Origin of the sequence: Desulfobotulus alkaliphilus (assembly GCF_007830435.1) — a bacterium.
GTDB classification, from domain to species: Bacteria; Desulfobacterota; Desulfobacteria; order Desulfobacterales; family ASO4-4; genus Desulfobotulus; species Desulfobotulus alkaliphilus.
The window spans coordinates 1-19,599 of the sequence record NZ_VLLC01000033.1; the positions used below are offsets into that span (position 1 = coordinate 1).

The 19,599-nt window shown below is 50.8% G+C and carries 17 protein-coding genes; 10 read left to right on the top strand and 7 right to left on the bottom strand.

What is annotated here, in order from left to right; all coding sequences use genetic code 11:
* The first annotated feature begins 281 nt into the window (after positions 1-281).
* The 5 genes from LZ24_RS14585 (at position 282) to LZ24_RS14605 (ending at position 5,451) form a co-directional block, all read left to right on the top strand.
* The gene (locus LZ24_RS14585) at positions 282-854 is read left to right on the top strand and encodes a hypothetical protein (protein ID WP_246118607.1); all 573 of its coding nucleotides are present in this window, start codon (positions 282-284) and stop codon (positions 852-854) included.
* A 184-nt stretch (positions 855-1,038) separates the two neighbouring features.
* On the top strand, positions 1,039-1,632 hold the full coding sequence (locus tag LZ24_RS14590) for a TetR/AcrR family transcriptional regulator (protein WP_144686432.1): 594 nt from the start codon (positions 1,039-1,041) through the stop codon (positions 1,630-1,632).
* A gap of 139 nt (positions 1,633-1,771) precedes the next feature.
* Complete coding sequence (locus tag LZ24_RS14595) at positions 1,772-2,293, top strand: hypothetical protein (protein ID WP_144686434.1); 522 nt, start codon at positions 1,772-1,774, stop codon at positions 2,291-2,293.
* Positions 2,294-2,331: 38 nt separating this feature from the next.
* On the top strand, positions 2,332-3,513 hold the full coding sequence (locus tag LZ24_RS14600) for an iron-containing alcohol dehydrogenase (RefSeq protein WP_144686436.1): 1,182 nt from the start codon (positions 2,332-2,334) through the stop codon (positions 3,511-3,513).
* Between the two features lie 72 nt (positions 3,514-3,585).
* Positions 3,586-5,451, top strand: a complete 1,866-nt coding sequence (locus LZ24_RS14605; protein WP_144686438.1) for an aldehyde ferredoxin oxidoreductase family protein — start codon at positions 3,586-3,588, stop codon at positions 5,449-5,451.
* Between the two features lie 18 nt (positions 5,452-5,469).
* Here the strand turns inward: LZ24_RS14605 and LZ24_RS14610 are convergent, their stop codons facing one another.
* A complete protein-coding gene (locus LZ24_RS14610; protein ID WP_144686440.1) occupies positions 5,470-5,937 on the bottom strand; it encodes a hypothetical protein in 468 nt (155 codons plus the stop codon).
* Between the two features lie 267 nt (positions 5,938-6,204).
* Between LZ24_RS14610 and clpB the strand changes: the two genes are divergently transcribed.
* Positions 6,205-8,817 (top strand): ATP-dependent chaperone ClpB, encoded by a 2,613-nt coding sequence (clpB, locus tag LZ24_RS14615; RefSeq protein ID WP_144686442.1) that lies wholly within the window; start codon positions 6,205-6,207, stop codon positions 8,815-8,817.
* Positions 8,814-9,008, top strand: coding sequence for a hypothetical protein (locus tag LZ24_RS14620; protein WP_144686444.1), 195 nt, complete (start codon positions 8,814-8,816; stop codon positions 9,006-9,008). Before clpB ends, LZ24_RS14620 begins: the two co-directional genes overlap by 4 nt.
* Positions 9,009-9,618: 610 nt before the next feature.
* Here LZ24_RS14620 and LZ24_RS14625 read toward each other — a convergent pair.
* Positions 9,619-10,470, bottom strand: a complete 852-nt coding sequence (locus LZ24_RS14625) for a CvfB family protein (RefSeq protein WP_144686446.1) — start codon at positions 10,468-10,470, stop codon at positions 9,619-9,621.
* Between the two features lie 246 nt (positions 10,471-10,716).
* On the opposite strand from LZ24_RS14625, the gene htpX reads away from it, so the two are divergent.
* A complete protein-coding gene (htpX, locus tag LZ24_RS14630; RefSeq protein ID WP_144686448.1) occupies positions 10,717-11,556 on the top strand; it encodes a zinc metalloprotease HtpX in 840 nt (279 codons plus the stop codon).
* Positions 11,557-11,587: 31 nt separating this feature from the next.
* On the opposite strand, the gene LZ24_RS14635 is transcribed toward htpX, so the two are convergent.
* On the bottom strand, positions 11,588-13,288 hold the full coding sequence (locus tag LZ24_RS14635; RefSeq protein ID WP_144686450.1) for a sigma 54-interacting transcriptional regulator: 1,701 nt from the start codon (positions 13,286-13,288) through the stop codon (positions 11,588-11,590).
* A 95-nt stretch (positions 13,289-13,383) separates the two neighbouring features.
* Between LZ24_RS14635 and LZ24_RS14640 the strand changes: the two genes are divergently transcribed.
* Positions 13,384-13,707: a hypothetical protein gene (locus LZ24_RS14640; RefSeq protein ID WP_144686452.1), complete on the top strand. Its 324-nt coding sequence runs from the start codon at positions 13,384-13,386 to the stop codon at positions 13,705-13,707.
* On the opposite strand, the gene LZ24_RS14645 is transcribed toward LZ24_RS14640, so the two are convergent.
* The 3 genes from LZ24_RS14645 to LZ24_RS14655 form a co-directional block, all read right to left on the bottom strand.
* Positions 13,688-14,689 (bottom strand): MBL fold metallo-hydrolase, encoded by a 1,002-nt coding sequence (locus LZ24_RS14645; protein ID WP_186443178.1) that lies wholly within the window; start codon positions 14,687-14,689, stop codon positions 13,688-13,690. The genes LZ24_RS14640 and LZ24_RS14645 overlap by 20 nt on opposite strands.
* A 72-nt stretch (positions 14,690-14,761) precedes the next feature.
* Complete coding sequence (locus LZ24_RS14650) at positions 14,762-15,640, bottom strand: LysR family transcriptional regulator (protein WP_144686456.1); 879 nt, start codon at positions 15,638-15,640, stop codon at positions 14,762-14,764.
* A 527-nt stretch (positions 15,641-16,167) separates the two neighbouring features.
* Complete coding sequence (locus LZ24_RS14655) at positions 16,168-16,836, bottom strand: hypothetical protein (protein ID WP_144686458.1); 669 nt, start codon at positions 16,834-16,836, stop codon at positions 16,168-16,170.
* A 334-nt stretch (positions 16,837-17,170) separates the two neighbouring features.
* Between LZ24_RS14655 and LZ24_RS14660 the strand changes: the two genes are divergently transcribed.
* The gene (locus LZ24_RS14660; RefSeq protein WP_144686460.1) at positions 17,171-18,826 is read left to right on the top strand and encodes a Na/Pi cotransporter family protein; all 1,656 of its coding nucleotides are present in this window, start codon (positions 17,171-17,173) and stop codon (positions 18,824-18,826) included.
* A gap of 141 nt (positions 18,827-18,967) precedes the next feature.
* Here the strand turns inward: LZ24_RS14660 and LZ24_RS14665 are convergent, their stop codons facing one another.
* Entirely contained in the window at positions 18,968-19,492 is a 525-nt protein-coding gene (locus tag LZ24_RS14665) for a peptidylprolyl isomerase (RefSeq protein WP_144686462.1), read from the bottom strand.
* Positions 19,493-19,599 lie beyond the last annotated feature (107 nt).

Sequence of the window (19,599 nt, forward strand, 5' to 3'; positions counted from 1 at the left end):
GGGTGACTGTGTGGGAGAGTAGGACGCCGCCGGATTCTTTTAACGCCCTGTCTTTAAGGTGATTTCACCTCGAAGACAGGGCGTTTTTTATTTGGGAAAAAGTTACATTATCAAATGATAATTGTTTTTTTAAACAGGGCTGGCCCCTTGGTATTTATTTCTGTTTTCTGGCCGACAAGTGTTGCTTGGTGTTTTCTTGACGATGCTTTGACCTTAGGATAAGGTAGGCAGCATTGGGAGCTGCTTTGTTGAGGCAGAATATGATTTTACTGTAAAGGAAGATGGGAGAATCTTTTCATTACGAGGGAAATCTGGATCACAATAATAATTCTTTGGACTTGAGAAAACGTCTTTTTAAGGGTGCAGCGTTTTACATTGTCTTATGGAGTTCTCTCGGATTGCCGCCAGAAATGAGTCTGGTAATGGGGAAAGATTTTGTCAGGGGAGAATCAATGGGATTAAAAGATTGGAACACCATTTTAACGCCTGAAAAACTTAAAGAATTGTTTCCTAGGGAAAAATCGGATGCTTTTTTTGATGCCCTTTTTGGTGATGCAGAAGAAGGAGCCTACGATATTGGCCTGGCTTTCCGTGGAGAGCCCCGTGAAAATCTTCTCGACTTTGCCTTTGTTCTGGAACAGAGGCCGGGAAAGTGTCTGGTTTGCAGTTTGACCTATGGCCTGCCGGATGTTTTTATGCGCCATCCGGTTATCAATGTGAAGGGTCTGGTTGCGGAGTTGCTGGCAATTATGGGGGATGATGTGGATTGCCAGAAGTGGGAAATCGGCCCGACCCGTGAAGTGAGTCGGGATTGTCATGAGATACCTCTGCGCCTGGAACTTAAATCCCTGTAATCTGTTTTTAATATCTGTGCGCCTGTGTGCGTTAAACCCGTATTTAAAGAGCCCGTTGTAATTTTAAAAAGCCACAGATTTTTGTGGCTTTTTTTTATGAATAGAATGCTTGACAGGAATAAATTATTCGTGCATTAATTTGGAACACTGTTTCGGTCGGTTGGCCGGTCGATAGGAGGAAAATATGGCTTCGGTAGATAAGCCCCGTGGACTGGCCCGGGAGAATATTCTTGATTCAGCGACCCGCCTTTTTCTGGATAAAGGCATAGACAAGGCATCTTTATCGGACATTGCAGCTGCGGCTGGAGTGAGTAAAGGAACCTTGCATTATCATTTTGCATCGAAGAATGATCTGATCTTTCACATCACAGAAACGCATATGAAAGCCATAACGGATGAACTTCTGAGTCTTTTGAACCGTATGAAAAAATGTCCTGATCGTCTGTTCTCTGTTCTCATGAGTTCATTGCTGGAGGCAAAGGGCAGGGGGCGGCTTCACCTGCACCTTGTCCGGGAGGCTGTTGCGGGTAATCCTGAGCTTCGGAGCAAAATTGCCGGAAGCTATAAAGGATGGGAAGGTTTACTCCAGGATTCCCTGTGCCAGCTGTTTCCAGGGCACAGGGCGCCTGCTTTTGCAGCGCAGCTGATCATTGCCATTATAGATGGCTTCATTATTCAGGACCTTGTCCGCAAAGAGGAGGTGGATTTTACCCCTCTGGTTGAGGCTTTGATGGCATTGAATGCCTTTTTTTCAGATAAACAGGATGGGGTAAGTTGATGGTTTAAGAAGTAACAAGTGGTTTTTGTGTTTGCTGATCTGTCTTAAGGGCTGTTTCCACAGGATTGAAAGATTTAAATATTTTGACTGTTATTTCCATGGATCAGTCTTTTAAAACGTCATGATAAAGGAGCCTGCGATGAAAAAAGTGTATGAACCTTTAAAGCCGGGCCGGAAATGGTTCAAGGAACTGGTGGCCCATGTGGTCTTTTTTGTACTGGGCAGGGCATTTCAGTCCGCAGCAAAGCTGGATGCGGGCATCCGCAGGGAGGTGGCGGAATGGGAGGAGGGGTTTACCCTTGCCATGTGCATCCTGCCCAAGGGGCCTTCCATGCTGCTTAAGAAGGTGGACGGGCGCATCCGCTATGCGGGATGGGCAAAGGAAGATGCCGATCTCATCATCCGCTTTAAAAATATTGAAAGTGCCTTTCTCGTTCTGACCCCGCAGATGGGGTCTGCCCGGGCCTTTGCGGAAAATCGCCTCAGTCTTGTGGGGGATGTGGCAAGGTCCATGTCCTTTGTGCGCTGTCTCGACCGTCTGCTGGCCTATCTTTACCCCGCCTTTATCTGCCGCCCTCTGGTCAAACGTATGCCTCCTGTGCTGCGGCCCATAAGGCGGAGACTTTATATCTATACCTTAGGCATTCCCTTTGGCCTCTAGCATTTTTGATTCTTTCCATATTTTTAAGGAGTCCTCCCATGCTGCCTTCCTATTTTGAATTTTATAATCCCGTAAAAATCGTTTCCGGCCACAAGGCCCTGGATAATCTTCCCTATGAACTTTCCCAGATGGGTGTTGCCCGCCCCCTCATTGTCACAGATAAAGGGGTTGTGGGTGCAGGCCTCATTCAGATTGTACAGGAAGCCTTTGGCAGTTCCGGCATGACCATCGGTGCCATCTATGATGATGTGCCTCCGGATTCCTCCGTGGATGTAGTGAATGCCATTGCCGACGTCTATCGTGCCAACGGATGCGATGGTCTTGTGGCCGTGGGCGGGGGCTCTCCCATTGATACCGCCAAGGGCGTGAATATTGTGGTCTCCCACGACAAGGGAGAGCTGAAGGATTACATGGGTGCAGACCGCCTCACCGGGCCCTTAAAGCCCCTTGTGGTAGTACCCACCACGGCAGGGACAGGCTCGGAAGTGACCCTGGTGGCGGTCATTGCGGATACCCGAAAAAATGTGAAGATGGCTTTTGTTTCCCGCCATCTTCTGCCCGACCTTGCCCTCATCGACCCCCGCATGACCCTCACCATGCCCGCAAAAATCACGGCGGCCACGGGTATGGACGCCTTGAGCCATGCCATGGAAGCCTACACCTGTCTGCAGAAAAACCCCTTAAGCGACGCCCATGCCACGGCGGCCATCTCCCTCATCAGCCGCTATCTGCCCCTTGCCGTGGAAGACCGCAAAAACGCCACCGCACGTTTGGCCCTGGCCAATGCTTCCTGTATGGCAGGTGCGGCCTTTTCCAATTCCATGGTGGGCATGGTCCATGCCCTGGGGCACGCAACGGGTGCGGTCTGCCATATTCCCCATGGCGTTGCCATGGGTATCTTTCTGCCCCACGGACTGGCCTATAATCTTCCCGAAAGGGCAGAGATTATCGGCGAGCTGCTTCTGCCTCTAAGAGGTGCGGAGATCTATGCGGCCACCCCGCCCAAATCCAGACCGGAACGTCTTCTTGAGTCCCTCAGCAGCCTGCAAAAGGCTTTGGAAAGCAAGGCGGGACTGCCCATGCGATTAAAGGACGCCGGAGCCCGTGAAGATCAGCTGGGGGAAATTGCATTGAAGGCCATCAATGACGGTGCCTTGATGATGAATCCCAGGGAAATGGATATTGAAGACGCCAAGGCAGTTTTGAAGAATGCCTTCTGATGGCCAAGAAAGCTCTGTTTCACCGGATTTATTCGTGTTGTAACGTCAAAATTGAAGGGGAAAGTGAAGGATATGAAGGAAATTTCGGGAACATCCAACCGGGTGCTGGAGGTGGATCTCACCACCCGCAGCTTTTCCGTCTATACGGTTTCAAAGGAAGAACGCAGGCAATGGCTGGGAGCCAAGGGTTTAGGGCTGAAGCTGGTGTATGACCGCATGCCCCTCAATGCCGATCCTTTTGGGCCGGAGAATATCATTGCCCTCATGCCCGGTGTTCTCATGGGGACGGGAGCACCCTGTTCGGGAAGGTTCCATGCCGTGACCCGTTCCCCCCTGACGGGCATCATGACCAGCTCCTCCTGTGGCGGGCCCTTTGGCATGCAGCTTAAAACCGCAGGCTGGGACGGACTGATTCTTAAAGGGGCTTCCCCGACTCCCGTCATTCTCCGGCTGGACGAGGAAGGGGTGGTTTTTGAGGACGGCCAGTCTTTCTGGGGTCTGGATACCCAGGAAAGCCAGAAGGTCCTTGCCAAGGGCAAGGAGGCGGCACTGGTCATCGGGCCTGCAGGGGAAAACCTTGTGGCCTTTGCCAATGTGGCTTCGGGGCATCGTTTTCTGGGCAGGGGCGGCATGGGAGCTGTTTTGGGTGCCAAAAAGGTCAAGGCCATTGTGGCCAAAGGCGGGGCGTATAAAATGATCCCCAAAAATGCCAAGGCCTTTGAAAGGGCGAAAAAGCGGGGCAACGCCTATATCCAGCGCAATGAGACCAGCTCCGTGGGGCTTCGTAATTACGGCACCAACATGAATCTCAATCCCAACAACGAAGCCAACATTCTGCCAGTGGAAAATTTTCGGGCAGGCCGCCATGACAGGGCCTTTGAGATGTCCGGGGAAATGACAAAGGATCTGCACGATACCCGTTTTCATACCTGCAAGCCCTGCACCATCCTCTGTGGCCATTCGGGCACCTATGGTGGAAAACGGATGCCTGTGCCCGAATTTGAAACCACCGTCCTTCTCGGTACCAATCTCGGCATTTTTGATCGCGAAATGAATGCGGAATGGAACCGGATCTGTTCTGATCTGGGCATGGATACCATCAGCGCTGGCGGTACGCTTGCCTGGGTAATGGAGGCTTCGGAAAGGGGTCTTGTGGATAGCCCTCTGCGTTTTGGCTCTCCTGAAGGAGTGAGTGAGGCCCTGATTTCCATGGCAAAAAATGAAGGTTTAGGTGCGGAAATGGCCAAAGGCTGCCGCTATCTTGCCAGTCGTTACGGCGGGGAGGATTTTGCCATGCAGGTGAAGGGCCTTGAGATGGCTGCCTACGATCCAAGGGGCAGTACGGGGCAGGGACTGGCCTATGCCGTGGCCAATCGGGGAGCCTGCCACCTTTCCGCCTATCTTGTGGCCCTTGAGGTGTATTTTGGTCTTCTTGACCGCCACTCCACCCAGGCCAAAGCGGAGTTTGTCATTTTCTTTGAAAACCTCACCTGTGTCATTAATGCCCTGCAAAGCTGTCAGTTTACCATGTTTGCCTATACCCTGGAACCGCCCCTTTCCAAATATACCCCGGATTTCATGCTGGCCATCCTCATGCGCTTTGTGCCCAAACTCGCCATCGCCCTCATGGATTTCAGTGCCTATACCCATCTCTGGACTTCCATTACAGGAGAAAAACTCTCTTCCTCCGATATTTTAAAGTCCGGGGAGCGCATCCATGTTTTGGAACGCTACATGAATACCCGCATGGGTATCTCCCGCAAGGACGATACCCTGCCAGACCGTCTCCTCAAGGAAAGCCGCAGGGGGGATAAAAAAGAGCGCACCGTGCCCTTAAAGAAGATGCTGGACCGTTACTATGCCTTAAGGGGATATGATGGCAGCGGTATTCCAAAGGCAGGGCTTCTGGATCGGCTGGGAATCGGGATTCGTCCGTAATTCAGGGCACTGTTCGGATTATTTTTCTTCCGCCATGCTGAAGGTATCATGCAGAAGCTCCGAAAGCTTTGGATTGCCTTCTTCTATCTCTCGGATGGTTTCCGGCTCAAGCAGGGTGTCCGGATCCGGATGGGGGTAGCCTATGCCATGCTGTCTGTGGATTTTTTCCAGTGCGGCATACATGGCGTAGCAGGCAATGCTTTCAGACAGAATTTCTTCGGGAAGGGTTTCCATCTGAAAGTGTGCGGGATAATCATAGCGGGACTGGATGATTTCCGTGATGGCCGCCAGAAAAAGGCTGCCATCCATGTCCTCAAAAAGGTCCATGGGATTTTCTCCGGCTTCGGCAGGGCTGTTGCCCGATGCATGCCGGAGAAAACGGGTGGCGGCCCGGAATACGGGATCCAGCCAGATGTCTGGGAGATTGTGGGGAAGAAGGGCTTCGGCCCCCCTTGAAACAATGGTGTCCATGAAATCACTGAGCATAGGATCTCCTGATATGGGAGTTGCAGGGCCGTAAAAAACATTCACAGGGGCAGGCCTTGTGCCTGCCCTTACGGTCATAAAATTAAAAAACAAATGGATGTGACAGGCAAAGAGGGGCTTAAGGCCCCTTTTTTTATGGATGGGAGCATAGCAAAAAGTGAATGCAAATTCCAGACCGTTATTTGACAGTTTAGGGCCGATGCTTATGATTCTTTGGAAAAAGCATGCTTTGATATGGACTTTTTTCATTATAAATAAGGAGACGCCATGCGTTTTGATAAATTCACTTTGAAAAGTCAGGAACTTTTACAGGAAGCCCTGAACAGGGCAGAAAAACATACCCATCCCCAGGTGGAGCCGGGCCATCTCCTTGAAGCCATGCTTCTGGATGAATCCGGCATTGCCATGGCCATTTTCAGGAAAATCGGGGTGCCACTCCAAAAGCTCCAGCAGGAGGTGTCGGAACTTCTGAAAAAGTATCCGAAGGTCACAGGCGGTACAGCCGAAAGAACGCTGTCAAGGAATCTCCATCAGGTACTGGAAGCGGCATTTAAAGAAGCCGACGCCATGAAGGATCAGTACTTAAGTGTGGAGCATCTGCTCCTTGGCCTTAGCGTGGACAAAGAGGGTATTGCAGCTGTTTTTTCCCGTTGCGGGATTTCCAGACAGGCCATTCTGGAGACCCTTCAGGGCATAAGGGGAAACGGCAAGGTAACGGACCCCAATCCCGAAGACAAATATCAGGCGCTGGAAAAGTATGCCAGGGATTTAACGGAGCTGGCCCGGACAGGCAAGCTTGATCCCGTGATTGGCCGGGATGAGGAAATCCGGCGGGTGGTGCAGGTGCTTTCCCGGAGAACCAAAAACAATCCCGTTCTCATTGGTGAGCCGGGGGTGGGAAAAACAGCCATTGTGGAAGGCCTTGCCCGTCGCATTGTGGAAGGAGATGTGGCGGAATCCCTGAAAGACAAGCGTCTTCTGACGCTGGATATGGGATCACTCATTGCCGGAGCCAAATACCGGGGTGAGTTTGAGGACAGGCTGAAGGCCGTATTAAAGGAAGTGGAAAATGCCGAAGGCGGTATCATTCTCTTCATCGACGAGCTTCACACCCTTGTGGGGGCTGGTGCTGCCGAAGGCTCCATGGATGCATCCAACATGCTGAAACCTGCCCTGGCCCGTGGCCTTCTTCGCTGTGTGGGAGCCACCACCCTGAATGAGTACAGAAAGTACATAGAAAAGGATGCGGCTCTGGAGCGTCGTTTCCAGCCCGTTCTTGCCCAGGAGCCCAGTGTGGAGGACACGGTTTCCATTCTTCGGGGGCTGAAGGAAAAATATGAGGTGCACCATGGGGTACGCATCAAGGATTCTGCCCTTGTGGCTGCGGCCATGCTGTCGGATCGCTACATTTCCGATCGTTTTCTGCCGGATAAGGCCATTGATCTTATGGATGAGTGCGCTTCCAAGATCCGTATGGAGCTTGATTCCATGCCCGCCACCATAGATGAATTGCAGCGCCGCATGACCCAGCTTGAAATTGAGCGGGAAGCTTTGCGCAAGGAAAGTGATGCGGCTTCTGCCCAGCGGCTTGAAAAGCTGGAGGCGGAGCTTGCAGGGCTGAGGGATGAAGTGCAGGAGCAGCGGGGGCGCTGGCAGAACGAAAAGGATACCATTGCCCGTATCCGTGGAATCAAGGAAAGAATGGAGCAGCTGGGCATAGAAGAAGAGCAGGCCCAGCGCAGGGGAGATCTGGCACGTGTGGCGGAAATCCGTTATGGCCTGATGCTGGAAACGGGAAAAGAGCTGGAAGCAGCCAAAACTTCCCTTTCGGAACTGCAGGGAGAAAACCGCATGCTCCGGGAGGAGGTGGATGCCGAGGACATTGCGGAGGTGGTTTCCCGCTGGACAGGCATTCCTGTGGCCCGGATGATGGAAGGGGAAAGGGAAAAGCTTTTACGCATGGAGGAGGTGCTGGGGCAGCGTGTCATTGGTCAGCACGATGCCGTGGTGGCTGTGGCCAATGCCGTTCGCAGATCCCGTTCCGGTCTTCAGGATCCGGACCGGCCCATGGGCAGCTTTATCTTCATGGGACCGACGGGTGTGGGCAAGACGGAACTGGCCAAAGCTCTGGCGACCTTTCTTTTTGATACGGAGCAGGCCATGGTCCGCATTGACATGAGCGAGTTCATGGAAAAACATTCCGTGGCAAGGCTCATTGGTGCGCCTCCGGGTTATGTGGGATACGACGAGGGGGGGTATCTGACCGAAGCGGTACGGAGACGGCCCTACAGCGTGATTCTTTTTGATGAGATTGAAAAGGCCCATCCCGATGTTTTTAATCTGCTTTTACAGATGCTGGATGACGGTCGCCTTACCGACGGCCATGGCAGAACCGTTGATTTCAGAAATACCCTGATCATCATGACCTCCAATGTGGGCAGCCGGATGATTCAGGAAATGGAAAACATGGAGCGGTCTGAGGTGGAGGCGGGCATAGAAGCTGCCCTGCGGGCGACCTTCAAGCCGGAATTTCTTAACCGAATCGATGAGACCATCATTTTTGAAGCCTTAAAGCCCGATCAGATTCAGCGCATTGTATCCATTCAGATGAAACGTCTGGAGGCGCGGCTGGGTGAAAAGCAGATGCGCCTTGTGCTGGATGAAGCCGCTTCCTCACTGCTGGCGGAGAAGGGATACAGTCCTGTTTATGGTGCAAGGCCCCTGAAACGGGTGATACAGCAGCTTCTGGAAAATCCTCTGGCCTTAAGGATTCTTAAGGGAGATATTCCCGATGGCAGCGAAATCAGGGTTTCTGTGGCCAAAGGCGAAAAGGATGCCTCCCTTATCTTTGACATATTACCTGAAAGGACACAGGCATGAGTGATTTCAAGACCCTTGATCCGGAACTCAGACAGTCTCTGGAAGCCATTGTCACCTTTGTGGAAACCCTGTCCGGGGTTGCCCCGAGCCAGAAAGAACTGGCTCTGGTTCTGGGCCGTTATTTTGTGAAAAAGGAAATCTGCGACACCCTTCTTGCAGAAAGATCCTCATCTGGTGAAAACAAGCTGTAACCGCTGATTTTTCGGGCCCTGGATTTCCTTTTAAATCCCGGGCCCTTTGCATGGTCCGGTATGGATTTTTTCTATCTGTATCCGGGGGTCTATTGACATTATAAATGGATCTGCTTAATTTTTAAAAAGTTTCCGGATTGCTGAGGATGCAATTCCCGATAAATCATTGCCGTTAAAGACGGTTTTTTAAAGGAGGTCCAATGATTGAAGTAAGCCCTGCTGCCATTGAGCAGATTAATGCGTATTTTGAAGGGCGGGAAGTGATGCCCCTGCGCCTGTTTGTGCACTCCGGGGGCTGAGCCGGGCCTTCTCTGGCACTGGCTCTGGATGAGCCAAACAGCAAGGATGAGGTTTTCACCATCGGAGGTCATACCTTTGTGGCAGAAGCGGATTTTCTTAAGCAGGCGTCACCTGTAAAGATTGATTTCACATCCATGGGATTTAAAATAGATTCAAGCATCGATTTCGGTCCCGGTGGCTGCGGTTCATGCAGCTCAGGTTCCTGCAGTACCGGCCACTGACGGATACGGTATTTATATTCAAAGGGCGGCTCAGAAGATGGTTTCTGGGCCGCCCTTTTTTGCATCCGGATTTTTTATGGTGCTGCTTTTTATTTGGTTTCAGGGATGTTTTCTGTTTTCAGCCGGATACCCTCCGGGTCCATTTCCACCTTCCCGGCTTTCAGCAGACCGCCGATGGCTTTTTTGAATTCTTTCTTGCTCATGGAAAAAAAACGATAAATCTTTTCGGGTTCCGTCTTGTCTGTGCAGGGTATAAAACCCCTTTCGGTTTCAAGGATATGGATGACCTTTTCCATGGATGTGGAAATGGAAGCATAACCGGGTTTTTTAAGGACAAGATCGATTTTACCATCGGCCTGAATTTTTGAGATATACCCGGTTTTTTCATCGCCTATGGCAAGGTTTTCAAAGGTTTCGTTTTTGTGGATCATGCCGTCATGACGGTGGTTGATGACAGCCTGAAAGCCCAGTTTTGTTATGTTATAGATTAAAAGGTGAACTTCCTGTCCGGGCTTCAGGTTTTCAATGTTTTTGTCACAGGAGCGGGAAATACGGGTGCTGCCGTACACCCGGCGGGTGACTTCGTCCAGACAGAGATGCACCACATGACGCTGTCCCGGAGCCATGGGATGGCGTTGCTGATTCAGGGGCACCAGCAGGTCCTTTTCCAGGCCCCAGTCGAAAAAAGTGCCGAAGTCCGTAACATCTTTAACGGTAAGGAAGGCGTAATCCCCCACCATGGCTTTGGGTACAAGGGTGGTGGCAATGGGCCTGTCTTCCGAATCCGTATAGACAAAAACATGTATGCGGTCTCCGGGACGCAGTCCGGCAGGGGCATATTTTGCGGGTAGCAGAACCTCTTCTTCACCGTCGCTTAAGTAAAAACCGAATTCCAGACGACGTTCAACCACAAGGTCATTCATTTCACCTGTTTTGAGCATGGATTGCCTTTTTCATGTTCTGTTCTTTTTAAAATGCATGAATTCTCACAGCCTTTCCGTGGAGCATTCTGCATGGAATGTCATTGTAGCCCAGCGGGCCGGTCAAAGCAAATGTCAGGGTGGTGAAGCTTTGTTCATATCTTGACGAAGTATGAAACACCCTTATTTTTGTATCGGTTCAGCGCAAAAGACTGCTGCTGAAACAAACAATCACCCATATGCCCATATTATTGACGGAGGTCTTCCATGAACACCCTGAAAACCGGATTTTTACTGACCCTTCTGACCCTGCTTCTGGTGGGCATGGGCAGTGCCCTTGGCGGCAGCTCCGGTGCCATGATTGCATTTATTATTGCCGCAGGCATGAATTTTTTTGCCTACTGGAACTCCGATAAAATTATTTTGAAGATGTACAATGCCGAGGAAGCGGGGCCCGACACTCCCCTTTATAAGATGGTGGAAAAGCTGGCCCATAAGGGTGGACTTCCCATGCCAAAGGTATATATCATTCCAACGGACAGCCCCAATGCCTTTGCAACGGGCAGGAATCCGGAAAATGCTGCCGTTGCCGCCACCAGAGGTATCATGGCGCTTCTTTCCCATGAAGAACTGGAGGGCGTGATGGCCCATGAACTGGCCCACGTGGCCAACCGGGATACGCTGATTGGTACCGTTGCGGCCACCTTTGCCGGAGCCATTGCCATGATCGGGAGCATGATGCAGTGGGCAGCCATTTTCGGAGGCCGTGGCGGAGATGGTGACAGGGGCAATGTGGCCGGTGGTCTGATACTGGCTTTCATTGCGCCCGTGGCAGCCAGTCTGATTCAGATGGCCGTTTCCAGATCCAGAGAGTATCTGGCCGATGCCAGAGGCGCATCCCTGTGTGGCAATCCCATGGCCCTTGCAAGGGCTTTGGACAGGCTGCAGCAGGGCAGTATCCGCAGGCCCATGGAGGAGGCCAGACCCGCTACGGCCCATATGTTCATCGTCAACCCCCTGAGCGGCTCTTCCATGGCAAGGCTTTTTTCCACCCATCCGCCCATGGAAGAGCGCATTGCAAGGCTCAAGGCCATGGCAGGCCGGTAAGGAATGGGGGGCAGCCTGGAGGAAAGAAACTTCAGCCTTCCAGCAGACCATAGGCCCGCATCTTGAGAAAGAGGGTTTTTCTGTGGATACCCAGAGCCTCAGCGGTTTTGATTTTATGCCAGTGGTTTTCTTCCAGTACCTTCAGAATATGCTGCCGTTCAAAGGCGGCAACGGCCTCTCCCAGAATGTTGCTTTCCGGAAAGGGAGGGGCCGTTTTTTGCTGCGACATGCCGGGCAGATCCGTGTGATTCAGGGTAAAAAAACGCTGGAGCGTGTTCTGCAGCTCCCTCACGTTTCCGGGCCAGTCGTGCTGAAGAAGCCTTTCCATCATGCCGGGGGGGATGGGAATCGTTTTTTTTTCCTGCATCCGGGTAAAATGATCCACCAGCAGCGGAATGTCTTCACGCCTTTCCCTTAGGGGGGGCAGGTGGATGGTGAGGATGTTGATCCGGTAGTAGAAGTCTTCCCGCATGCGTCCTTCGGCAACTTCCTTTGCAAGATCCTTGTTGGTTGCGCAGATGAGCCTGAAGTCCGAACGGTGGGCAGAGGTGCCGCCTAAGGGAAAATATTCTCCCAGCTCAAGGGCCCGAAGCAGTTTGACCTGCAGGTTTTTGCCCAGTTCTCCGATTTCATCCAGAAAAAGGGTGGCACCGTGGGCCATGGCCATGTAACCACGCCTGTCCTGATGGGCACCGCTGAAGGCTCCTTTTTTATAACCGAAAAACTCACTCTCCAGAATTCCCGGCGCAATGGCTCCGCAGTTTACCGTAACAAAGGGGCGGCTTTTTCTTCTTCCTGCTCCCTGCACAGCCTGAGCCACCAGCTCCTTTCCTGTTCCGGATTCCCCTGTGATGAGAAGGGGTTCCCCTGAAGAGGCTGCCTGAAGAATCTGCTCATAGATTTTTTGCATGGCAGCGCTTTTACCCACAATATGACCAAAACGATACCTTTCTCCCATATCCGAGCGGAGTTTTCTGTTCTCGCTGCGCAGCAGGCTGGCTTTGGTCCTGAGTTTTTCAGCCTCGCGCTGCTGTTCCGTCACATCGGTCATCATGACCTGAACCAGCTGGACAATGCCGGAAGCATCAAAAATGGGTGTGGCAACGGTATCATACCAGCGGTCATCGTCGGGGTCGTGTACCCGCCTCTTGAGGGTTTTGCCGCCAAAAACTTCCCTGCGCATGGTTTCCGTACGCAGTTCAGGCAAAGGAATGATCCGTGTGACATCCATTCCTGTGGCGTCGCAGCGGAGGCGGCGCATCAGGGGCTGATTGATGAATTCCACAATAAGATTGCGGTTGAATACGCAGAGGTAGCCTGAGAAATGATCCACCATGGCTTTCATCTGCGCTTCCTGTTTCCTGAGTTTCGCTTCGACCTCTAAAAAAGCGGTGATATCGGAAAAGGAGGCCACACTGCGGGTAGAGCCGGGAATCATGGCAACACGCACCCGCACATGGATGCGTTTGCCATCAGTGCCCACCAGACGGCAGGTATAGCTTTGGGGAGCCTCCTGGTCGTTTTTTCTCCGGGCATAATGATACCGGAGCATGCGGTCCCTGTCTTCGGGAGCCACAAAGTCTGTCCAGTGGCAGGGATGCATAGGATGGGGGCATCCCACCAGTCTGCAGAAGGTGAGGTTGGCAAGGGAAATGCTTTTATCCTCTTCGATGATCACCATGCCCGTGCCGGTGTTTTCAAAGACGCTTTTGTAGGTATCCTGGGAAATCATGGTATTGAAGGATCCGGTGGAAAGGGGTAAAGGGTACAGCTGGTTCCGGCTGAATCCTGCCCGGAAAATCAAACTGCATATGCTCAGAGGGTTCTATGGATTTAAGTATTTTTGAAATTATGATGCTGATCTGTTTTGGCCTTGCCTGGCCTGTCTCCATATGGAAATCCTGGCATTCCAGAACCAATGGTGGAAAAAGTCCGGTTTTTCTGGTGATTGTATGTCTGGGCTATGTTGCAGGGGTTCTGCATAAACTGGTCTATCATTATGATGCGGTGATATGGCTGTATTTTTTCAATGGCACTCTGGTTTTCTGTGACCTTCTTCTTTACGTCAGAAACAGCTTTATCATGCGAAAAGATGCCCTGATTCACAGGGAAATCTGTTGCCCGGATTCCTTTAAAAATCCTTCTCCATAGTGAAGAACTGCCACTTTCCCTTATTCTTTTCAGCTCTGATTTTTTTTTCCTCCATAAGCATGTGGAGGGTCAGAAGAACCCAGCCTTCTGCACTGATACGGGTGACAGCAGAGGTCTTTGGGTAGAGTTTTTTCAGAAGGCGGTAAAAGGAGATACCATGGTTTCCTGCATTCAGAATTTCCTGTGAGACTTTCCGGGTGCGTTTGCGGGAGTGGGCAAGGGCCTGATTCAGGTGCTTTTGGGGCTCTTCGATGGGAGAGCCATGGGCCGGGAAAATTTTTTTCAGGTTTTTAAGCCTGCCAAGTTTTTTCAGGCTGGTTTCGTAGGCTTTGATGCTTCCCCCCGGAGGTCCCAGCCATGGGGTGATGGTTCTCAGTACCTGATCTCCTGAAAAAAGAAAACCCGATGTCCCGTCATAAAGGCCCAGATGATCATCGGAGTGACCGGGAATGGGAAACCAGCTCAGCCGTCTGTTACCCGCCTGCAAAACCCCTGATTCAGCTATGATTTCATCGGGATTGTTTATCCAGTGCATGCCAAAGGTTTTTTCCTGAACCCATTCAATCAGTGGGAAGACAAGGCCTGTCAGTGCAGGCGGCCGGGGCTGGGGAAAGCCGGTGCTTTTCTGCCATGCTTTTCTGTAAGCCTCAGCGGAATGTATTTTTTTTGCCATGGCAGAGGTGAGCAGTATCTTTGCCCCGGTCAGGCGGCGAAGGTGGTAAAGCCCTGCAAAGTGATCTCCATGGCCGTGGGATACAAGAATTCTTGAAACCCTGCAGGATTCTCCCCTGCGATCCATGATCTGAGAGATGGTTTCAAGGGCTTTCATGACTTTTTTTATATCTGATCTGCTGCCATAGCCTGCATCCCATAAAAGTCCGTCCTGACCTGCAAAAAAGTAGAGGTTGACAGGCGGCTTCAGCAGGGGAATCGGGGAGGAGATAAGAATCCTGAACAGGTTTTTTTCAATTTCAAAAATCACTGGGAGCTCCTGTGAAAAAAAGAGCAAAAGGGCACATGTGAACTTTGGCCCATGGTTGTCCATGGGCTTTTTTTACTTGTTCAATATGGCCTGAATCATCCGGGAAAAGGTTTCCATGGGACGGGTTTCGTATTTGTCCCTGTGCAGCAGGCGGTAAAATTTTCTGGGGAAATGCAGATCCTTCACTTTGACGATAAAAAGTTTTTTCTGTAAGAGTTCCGGCTCTATGGCGTAGGGAGACATGCAGCTTAAGGTGTCGGGATTCTGCAGTACCCGTTTGACGGATTCCGTATGGTCAAATTCCAGAAAAACATTGAGGTTGACTGCCTGATCCCCAAGTCCCTGAAGAAAGGTATCCCTGGTTCCGGAGCCGGGTTCACGCAAAAGCCATCTTTTGGAAAGCAGGGAGGCGATTTTATAGGGGCCTTTTCGGGCGAAGCCGGCATCCGAGGATACAATGACCATTTCTTCCTCTCCAATGGGTGCAGACATCACGACAGTACTCTGCACTTCACCTTCCACAAACCCCATATCCAGCTTGCCGTTTTCCACGCTCTGGGTAATTTCACTGGAATTGGCAGATGTGGTGGTGATGGCCACATCCGGATAAAGATCCCTGAAATGATAAAGAATCTGAGGAAGCACATAGTCAGCAATGGTTGCGGATGCACCAATATGCATGTGTCCGCTCATGCGCTCGCCTTTAAACAGACCGATGGTATCATGGAACTGCTGCATGAGGGGACCAAGGCGCTCAGAAAGTGCCCGACCATTTTCATTAAGAACAAGACGGCGGTTCAGGCGGTCAAAAAGGGGAATACCGACTTCATTTTCAAGTTCTTTTAATGCGCTGGAAACAGCCGCCTGGGTAAGAAAATGCTGTTCGGCCACCTTGCGTACGTGGGGTGTGCGGGCCAGTGCAAGAAATAGTTCAAGTTGACGAAAAGTCATGGGATCTCCATAGGATCACTGCATACGGATTTCGTTTGGTAACGGGTATGCCTGTCAGTCAGGTGGATGGAACCCGGACGGTTTGCCTGTGATGGATCAGGCAGATTGTCGTTTTGCCATCATTTCGGTGCCTAAGCTTAAAATCGTTTTTAATATGGCAAACATTTACAGCCTGAGCAGCGGAATTCGAGGGGCTTGCAATGCTGCCTGCAAACAACCATGGATATGACAAGGGAATCAGACCACTTCAGGTACAGGGTGCTTTTTCAGACAAAAAAACAATAAGAAAAATTTGTCTCTTTGTCCAGAATTATCAATTTGTTTTTTCATTTCAGCCAGACTATATTACAAAAAGGGTGTGGATGTTCTGAAAATTCCCTCTGACACGACAGGGATTCCCTGATTTTTGGAACAAATTTTCATACCCGGCACACATCATACCTCCATCATTATGCAATACCTCCCCTTTAAGGAAACGCCGGACTAAGTCCGGTGTTTCCTTTTGTGCTTCTGCTCCTTGCCTTTGATTATGGGTACCTCAGTACAAAAAAGACAATTCTTGCAATCTCATCGGAATCATCCGTGATCCTTTCAATCAGGCTGGCAAGTTCCATCAGGTGGGTCATGGAGGCCGGGCTGGCGCTGCTTTCCAGTATTTTTCTTTTTGTACGGCGGGCGATGATCTGGGTATTATCGGTTTTGTCGAGAATCTCCTGTGCGGCAGCCATGACTTTTTTCTGATTTTTGCCATGCTTCTTCTGGAGCCAGTAGCCTGCGGCTATGGAAAGTTTTTCCAGCTCCTCCACCGTTTCCCCCGCCGCATCAGCAAGCAGAAACAGTTCCGTTTCAAGGGGATCTGCTACGGGTTCTTCCCGTACGAGAATCCACTCAAGCACCTTTTCCATATGCAGGGCGATGCGTCCATGGGCACGGATATACCTGTAACAGAGGCTTGGGGGTATGGGAAGTTTTCGGAAAAAACGGGAGGTGAGAATTCCGTCACACTCCAGTTGCTGAATCTCTTTGCGCAGGCGGAAAACATCTTCTTTAAAGGGAAGCGCCATGTCTTTTTTTCTGGAAATAATACATTCCATGGCCTGCTGAAAGGCAAAGGCGCATTCTTTGAGATGCCGGGTCAGAACCCGTGTCTGAAGAAAGGGATTTTCAATAAACAGTGTGGCTCCGGGTAAACGCATGGCTTTTTCGCTTTTCCTGGGTTTTTTGAGAGTGCAAAAGGGAAAAAAGGTGAAAAGGCATTTTTTTCCGTTTTCAGGGCATATCACCAATGACCATGGGGAATCAAGTATGCTTTGCTGGAGCAGGCAACAGGATTCACATTGACAGAGGAGTCATGTGGTGTATAAAACCCCATGATTAACTGCAAAACCATGGAAGAGATCTGGAAAAGATGGTTTTGTTTTTTTGGTGTCTGGGACGATCCGGGTGTTTGTGAAAACAGCCTGACGTTATGTCTGGATAGGCGGATGTGCGTCCGAACCGGGGGGGTGGTACGGATGGGGAGAAATAAGGATGCATGAGATCAACTGGGTGAATTTTGCCTGTCAGTTGCTGGGTGGTCTGGGGCTTTTTCTTTTTGGTATGCGGATGATGTCCGATGGTCTGCAGAAATCCGCAGGGGACTCTCTGCGCAGCATACTGGAAAAACTGACATCCAACCGGGTTATCGGTGCCTTTGTCGGTGTTGTTGTTACAGCCATGCTCCAGAGCAGTTCCGCCACCACCGTCATGGTGGTGGGTTTTGTGAATGCGGGGCTTCTCAATCTTACCCAGGCGCTCAGTGTTGTGCTGGGAGCCAATGTGGGTACAACGGTTACAGCCCAGCTCATCGCCTTTAAAATAACCAGCGTTGCACTCCCGGCCATTGGCGTGGGAGTTTTTTTACGCCTTTTTTCCAAGGTGCCCAGATTCCAGTACTGGGGAGAGGTGCTGATCGGCTTTGGTCTTTTGTTCCTTGGCCTTCAGGTCATGACCCAGAGTTTTGTTCCTGTACGTCAGAGTGATCTTTTCCGGGAAGCCTTCATTTATTTTTCCATTAACCCTCTGGCAGCCGTTCTCGCCGGAGCCTTGCTGACCATGATTGTTCAGAGCAGTTCCGCAACCATGGGCATCACCATTGCTCTGGCCAGTACAGGGCTGATAGATTTTTATGCGGCAGCGGCCTTTGTTCTGGGAGAAAATATAGGGACTACGGTAACAGCCAATATTGCTGCCATAGGCGCCAATAAAACCGCCAAAAGGGCCGCTCTGGGGCACTTTCTTTTTAATGCCATCGGCGTGATCTATATGCTTATTTTACTGACCTTTTTTACGGAGTTTGTGGACAGGATCACGCCGGGAGACGCCAACTTTGTAAATGCCGAAGGTTTCCACCCCTATGTGGCCCGGCATATTGCCAATATTCATACCCTTTTTAATCTCATCAATATTATTGTTTTTCTGCCCTTAATCGGTTTTCTGGCCCTTCTTTGTGAGAAGATTATTCCGGGCAAGGACATACCGGATGCCAATGCCACCCTGCTGGATGACAACCTGATTGACACCCCGGATATGGCCGTGCGTCAGGCACGCAAAGAAGTGCAGCGTATGAGTGGTTATGCCCTTGAAATGCTGATCATGGCGAGAAAGGCCCTGTTTGACAGGGATTTAAGGCTGATCAACCGTATCTATGAGCTTGAAGCCAGTGTGGACCGTATGGAAAAGGAGATTGGCAGTTACCTTGTCAGACTTTACCAGACGCCCATGACGGAAAGAAACTCCCTTTATATCAACAGTATGATGCATGTAATCCATGATATCGAAAAAATAGGTGATTACAGCGAGTCCATTGCCCGGTATGCCGAGAAAATGATTCAGGAGAAAATGGATTTTTCCGATGCCGCAAGGGATGAGATGGCAGACATTTTTGATGTGGCCATCCGCTTCTGTACCCATGTTTTTGAGGGATACAATACGGGAAGATTTGGTATATGGGTGGATACGGCCGATGAAAACCTCATTGACCAGATGAAAATTCAATTCAAAAACAACCATATGGACAGACTCAGTTCCGGTGTCTGCAGTGTTGCCATGGGAATTCTTTTTGTGGATATACTCAACAAGCTGGAAAAGGTAGGGGACAACGCCTTCAATATTGCCCAGATACTGGTGCAGCGGGAGCTGGAATAGAAGTAAGTAAGTTTTGAAAAACAGGATTTTGAGATATGAAGGGGCGGTATCCCGTTGAGGGGGCGCCCCTGTTTTTTTGTTTCAGGATCACTTGATGCACGGTGCATTGGCTCCGCTACGCCTTTTAGGTGGCGGCGGGGATCAGCTGCGCTGAATGGTCACCTTTTGTATGACCACAGGCTCAAGGGGTTTGTCCTGTCCGTCTACGGGGGTTTTGCCGATATTCATGACAACGTCAAGGCCTTTGGTGACCATTCCGAAAACCGAGTGTCTGTTGTTCAGGTGGGGGGTGGGGGCCAGGGTGATGAAGAACTGGCTGCCATTGGTGCCGGGACCGGCATTGGCCATGGAAAGAATGCCTGCGGCATTGTGCTTCAGATCTTTGTGGAACTCGTCCTTGAAGCGGTAACCGGGTTCTCCTGTACCTGTTCCCATGGGGCAGCCGCCCTGGATCATGAAGCCGTCAATTACCCTGTGGAAGGTAAGGCCATCGTAGAAGTTGCCCTGACGGAGGGTGCGCTGCCGCCCTTCTGCCAGATTGACAAAGTTCCATACGGTTTCAGGGACTTCCTTGACAAAAAGATCAATTTCAAAATTTCCCATGCTGGTTTCAAAGAGGGCGGAAATTCCGTTCACCTCTTCTTTGTGGTCTGATTTTTTTAACATTTTTTTCTCCTTGAAGTTTTTATGTGTCTTTTCTGTCCTCAGGCAGAATGGGGATCTTTTAGCAGCTCCGTCCCCAAGGTGGAAGCAAAAAAAGCTCCCCGTGTCCG

Bases quoted from the DNA above. Each gene is read 5' to 3' on its own strand.
- LZ24_RS14585 (WP_246118607.1), top strand. From the start codon at position 282: ATGGGAGAATCTTTTCATTACGAGGGAAATCTGGATCACAATAATAAT.
- LZ24_RS14590 (WP_144686432.1), top strand. From the start codon at position 1,039: ATGGCTTCGGTAGATAAGCCCCGTGGACTGGCCCGGGAGAATATTCTT.
- LZ24_RS14595 (WP_144686434.1), top strand. From the start codon at position 1,772: ATGAAAAAAGTGTATGAACCTTTAAAGCCGGGCCGGAAATGGTTCAAG.
- LZ24_RS14600 (WP_144686436.1), top strand. From the start codon at position 2,332: ATGCTGCCTTCCTATTTTGAATTTTATAATCCCGTAAAAATCGTTTCC.
- LZ24_RS14605 (WP_144686438.1), top strand. From the start codon at position 3,586: ATGAAGGAAATTTCGGGAACATCCAACCGGGTGCTGGAGGTGGATCTC.
- LZ24_RS14610 (WP_144686440.1), bottom strand. From the start codon at position 5,937: ATGCTCAGTGATTTCATGGACACCATTGTTTCAAGGGGGGCCGAAGCC.
- clpB (WP_144686442.1), top strand. From the start codon at position 6,205: ATGCGTTTTGATAAATTCACTTTGAAAAGTCAGGAACTTTTACAGGAA.
- LZ24_RS14620 (WP_144686444.1), top strand. From the start codon at position 8,814: ATGAGTGATTTCAAGACCCTTGATCCGGAACTCAGACAGTCTCTGGAA.
- LZ24_RS14625 (WP_144686446.1), bottom strand. From the start codon at position 10,470: ATGCTCAAAACAGGTGAAATGAATGACCTTGTGGTTGAACGTCGTCTG.
- htpX (WP_144686448.1), top strand. From the start codon at position 10,717: ATGAACACCCTGAAAACCGGATTTTTACTGACCCTTCTGACCCTGCTT.
- LZ24_RS14635 (WP_144686450.1), bottom strand. From the start codon at position 13,288: ATGATTTCCCAGGATACCTACAAAAGCGTCTTTGAAAACACCGGCACG.
- LZ24_RS14640 (WP_144686452.1), top strand. From the start codon at position 13,384: ATGGATTTAAGTATTTTTGAAATTATGATGCTGATCTGTTTTGGCCTT.
- LZ24_RS14650 (WP_144686456.1), bottom strand. From the start codon at position 15,640: ATGACTTTTCGTCAACTTGAACTATTTCTTGCACTGGCCCGCACACCC.
- LZ24_RS14655 (WP_144686458.1), bottom strand. From the start codon at position 16,836: ATGCGTTTACCCGGAGCCACACTGTTTATTGAAAATCCCTTTCTTCAG.
- LZ24_RS14660 (WP_144686460.1), top strand. From the start codon at position 17,171: ATGCATGAGATCAACTGGGTGAATTTTGCCTGTCAGTTGCTGGGTGGT.
- LZ24_RS14665 (WP_144686462.1), bottom strand. From the start codon at position 19,492: ATGTTAAAAAAATCAGACCACAAAGAAGAGGTGAACGGAATTTCCGCC.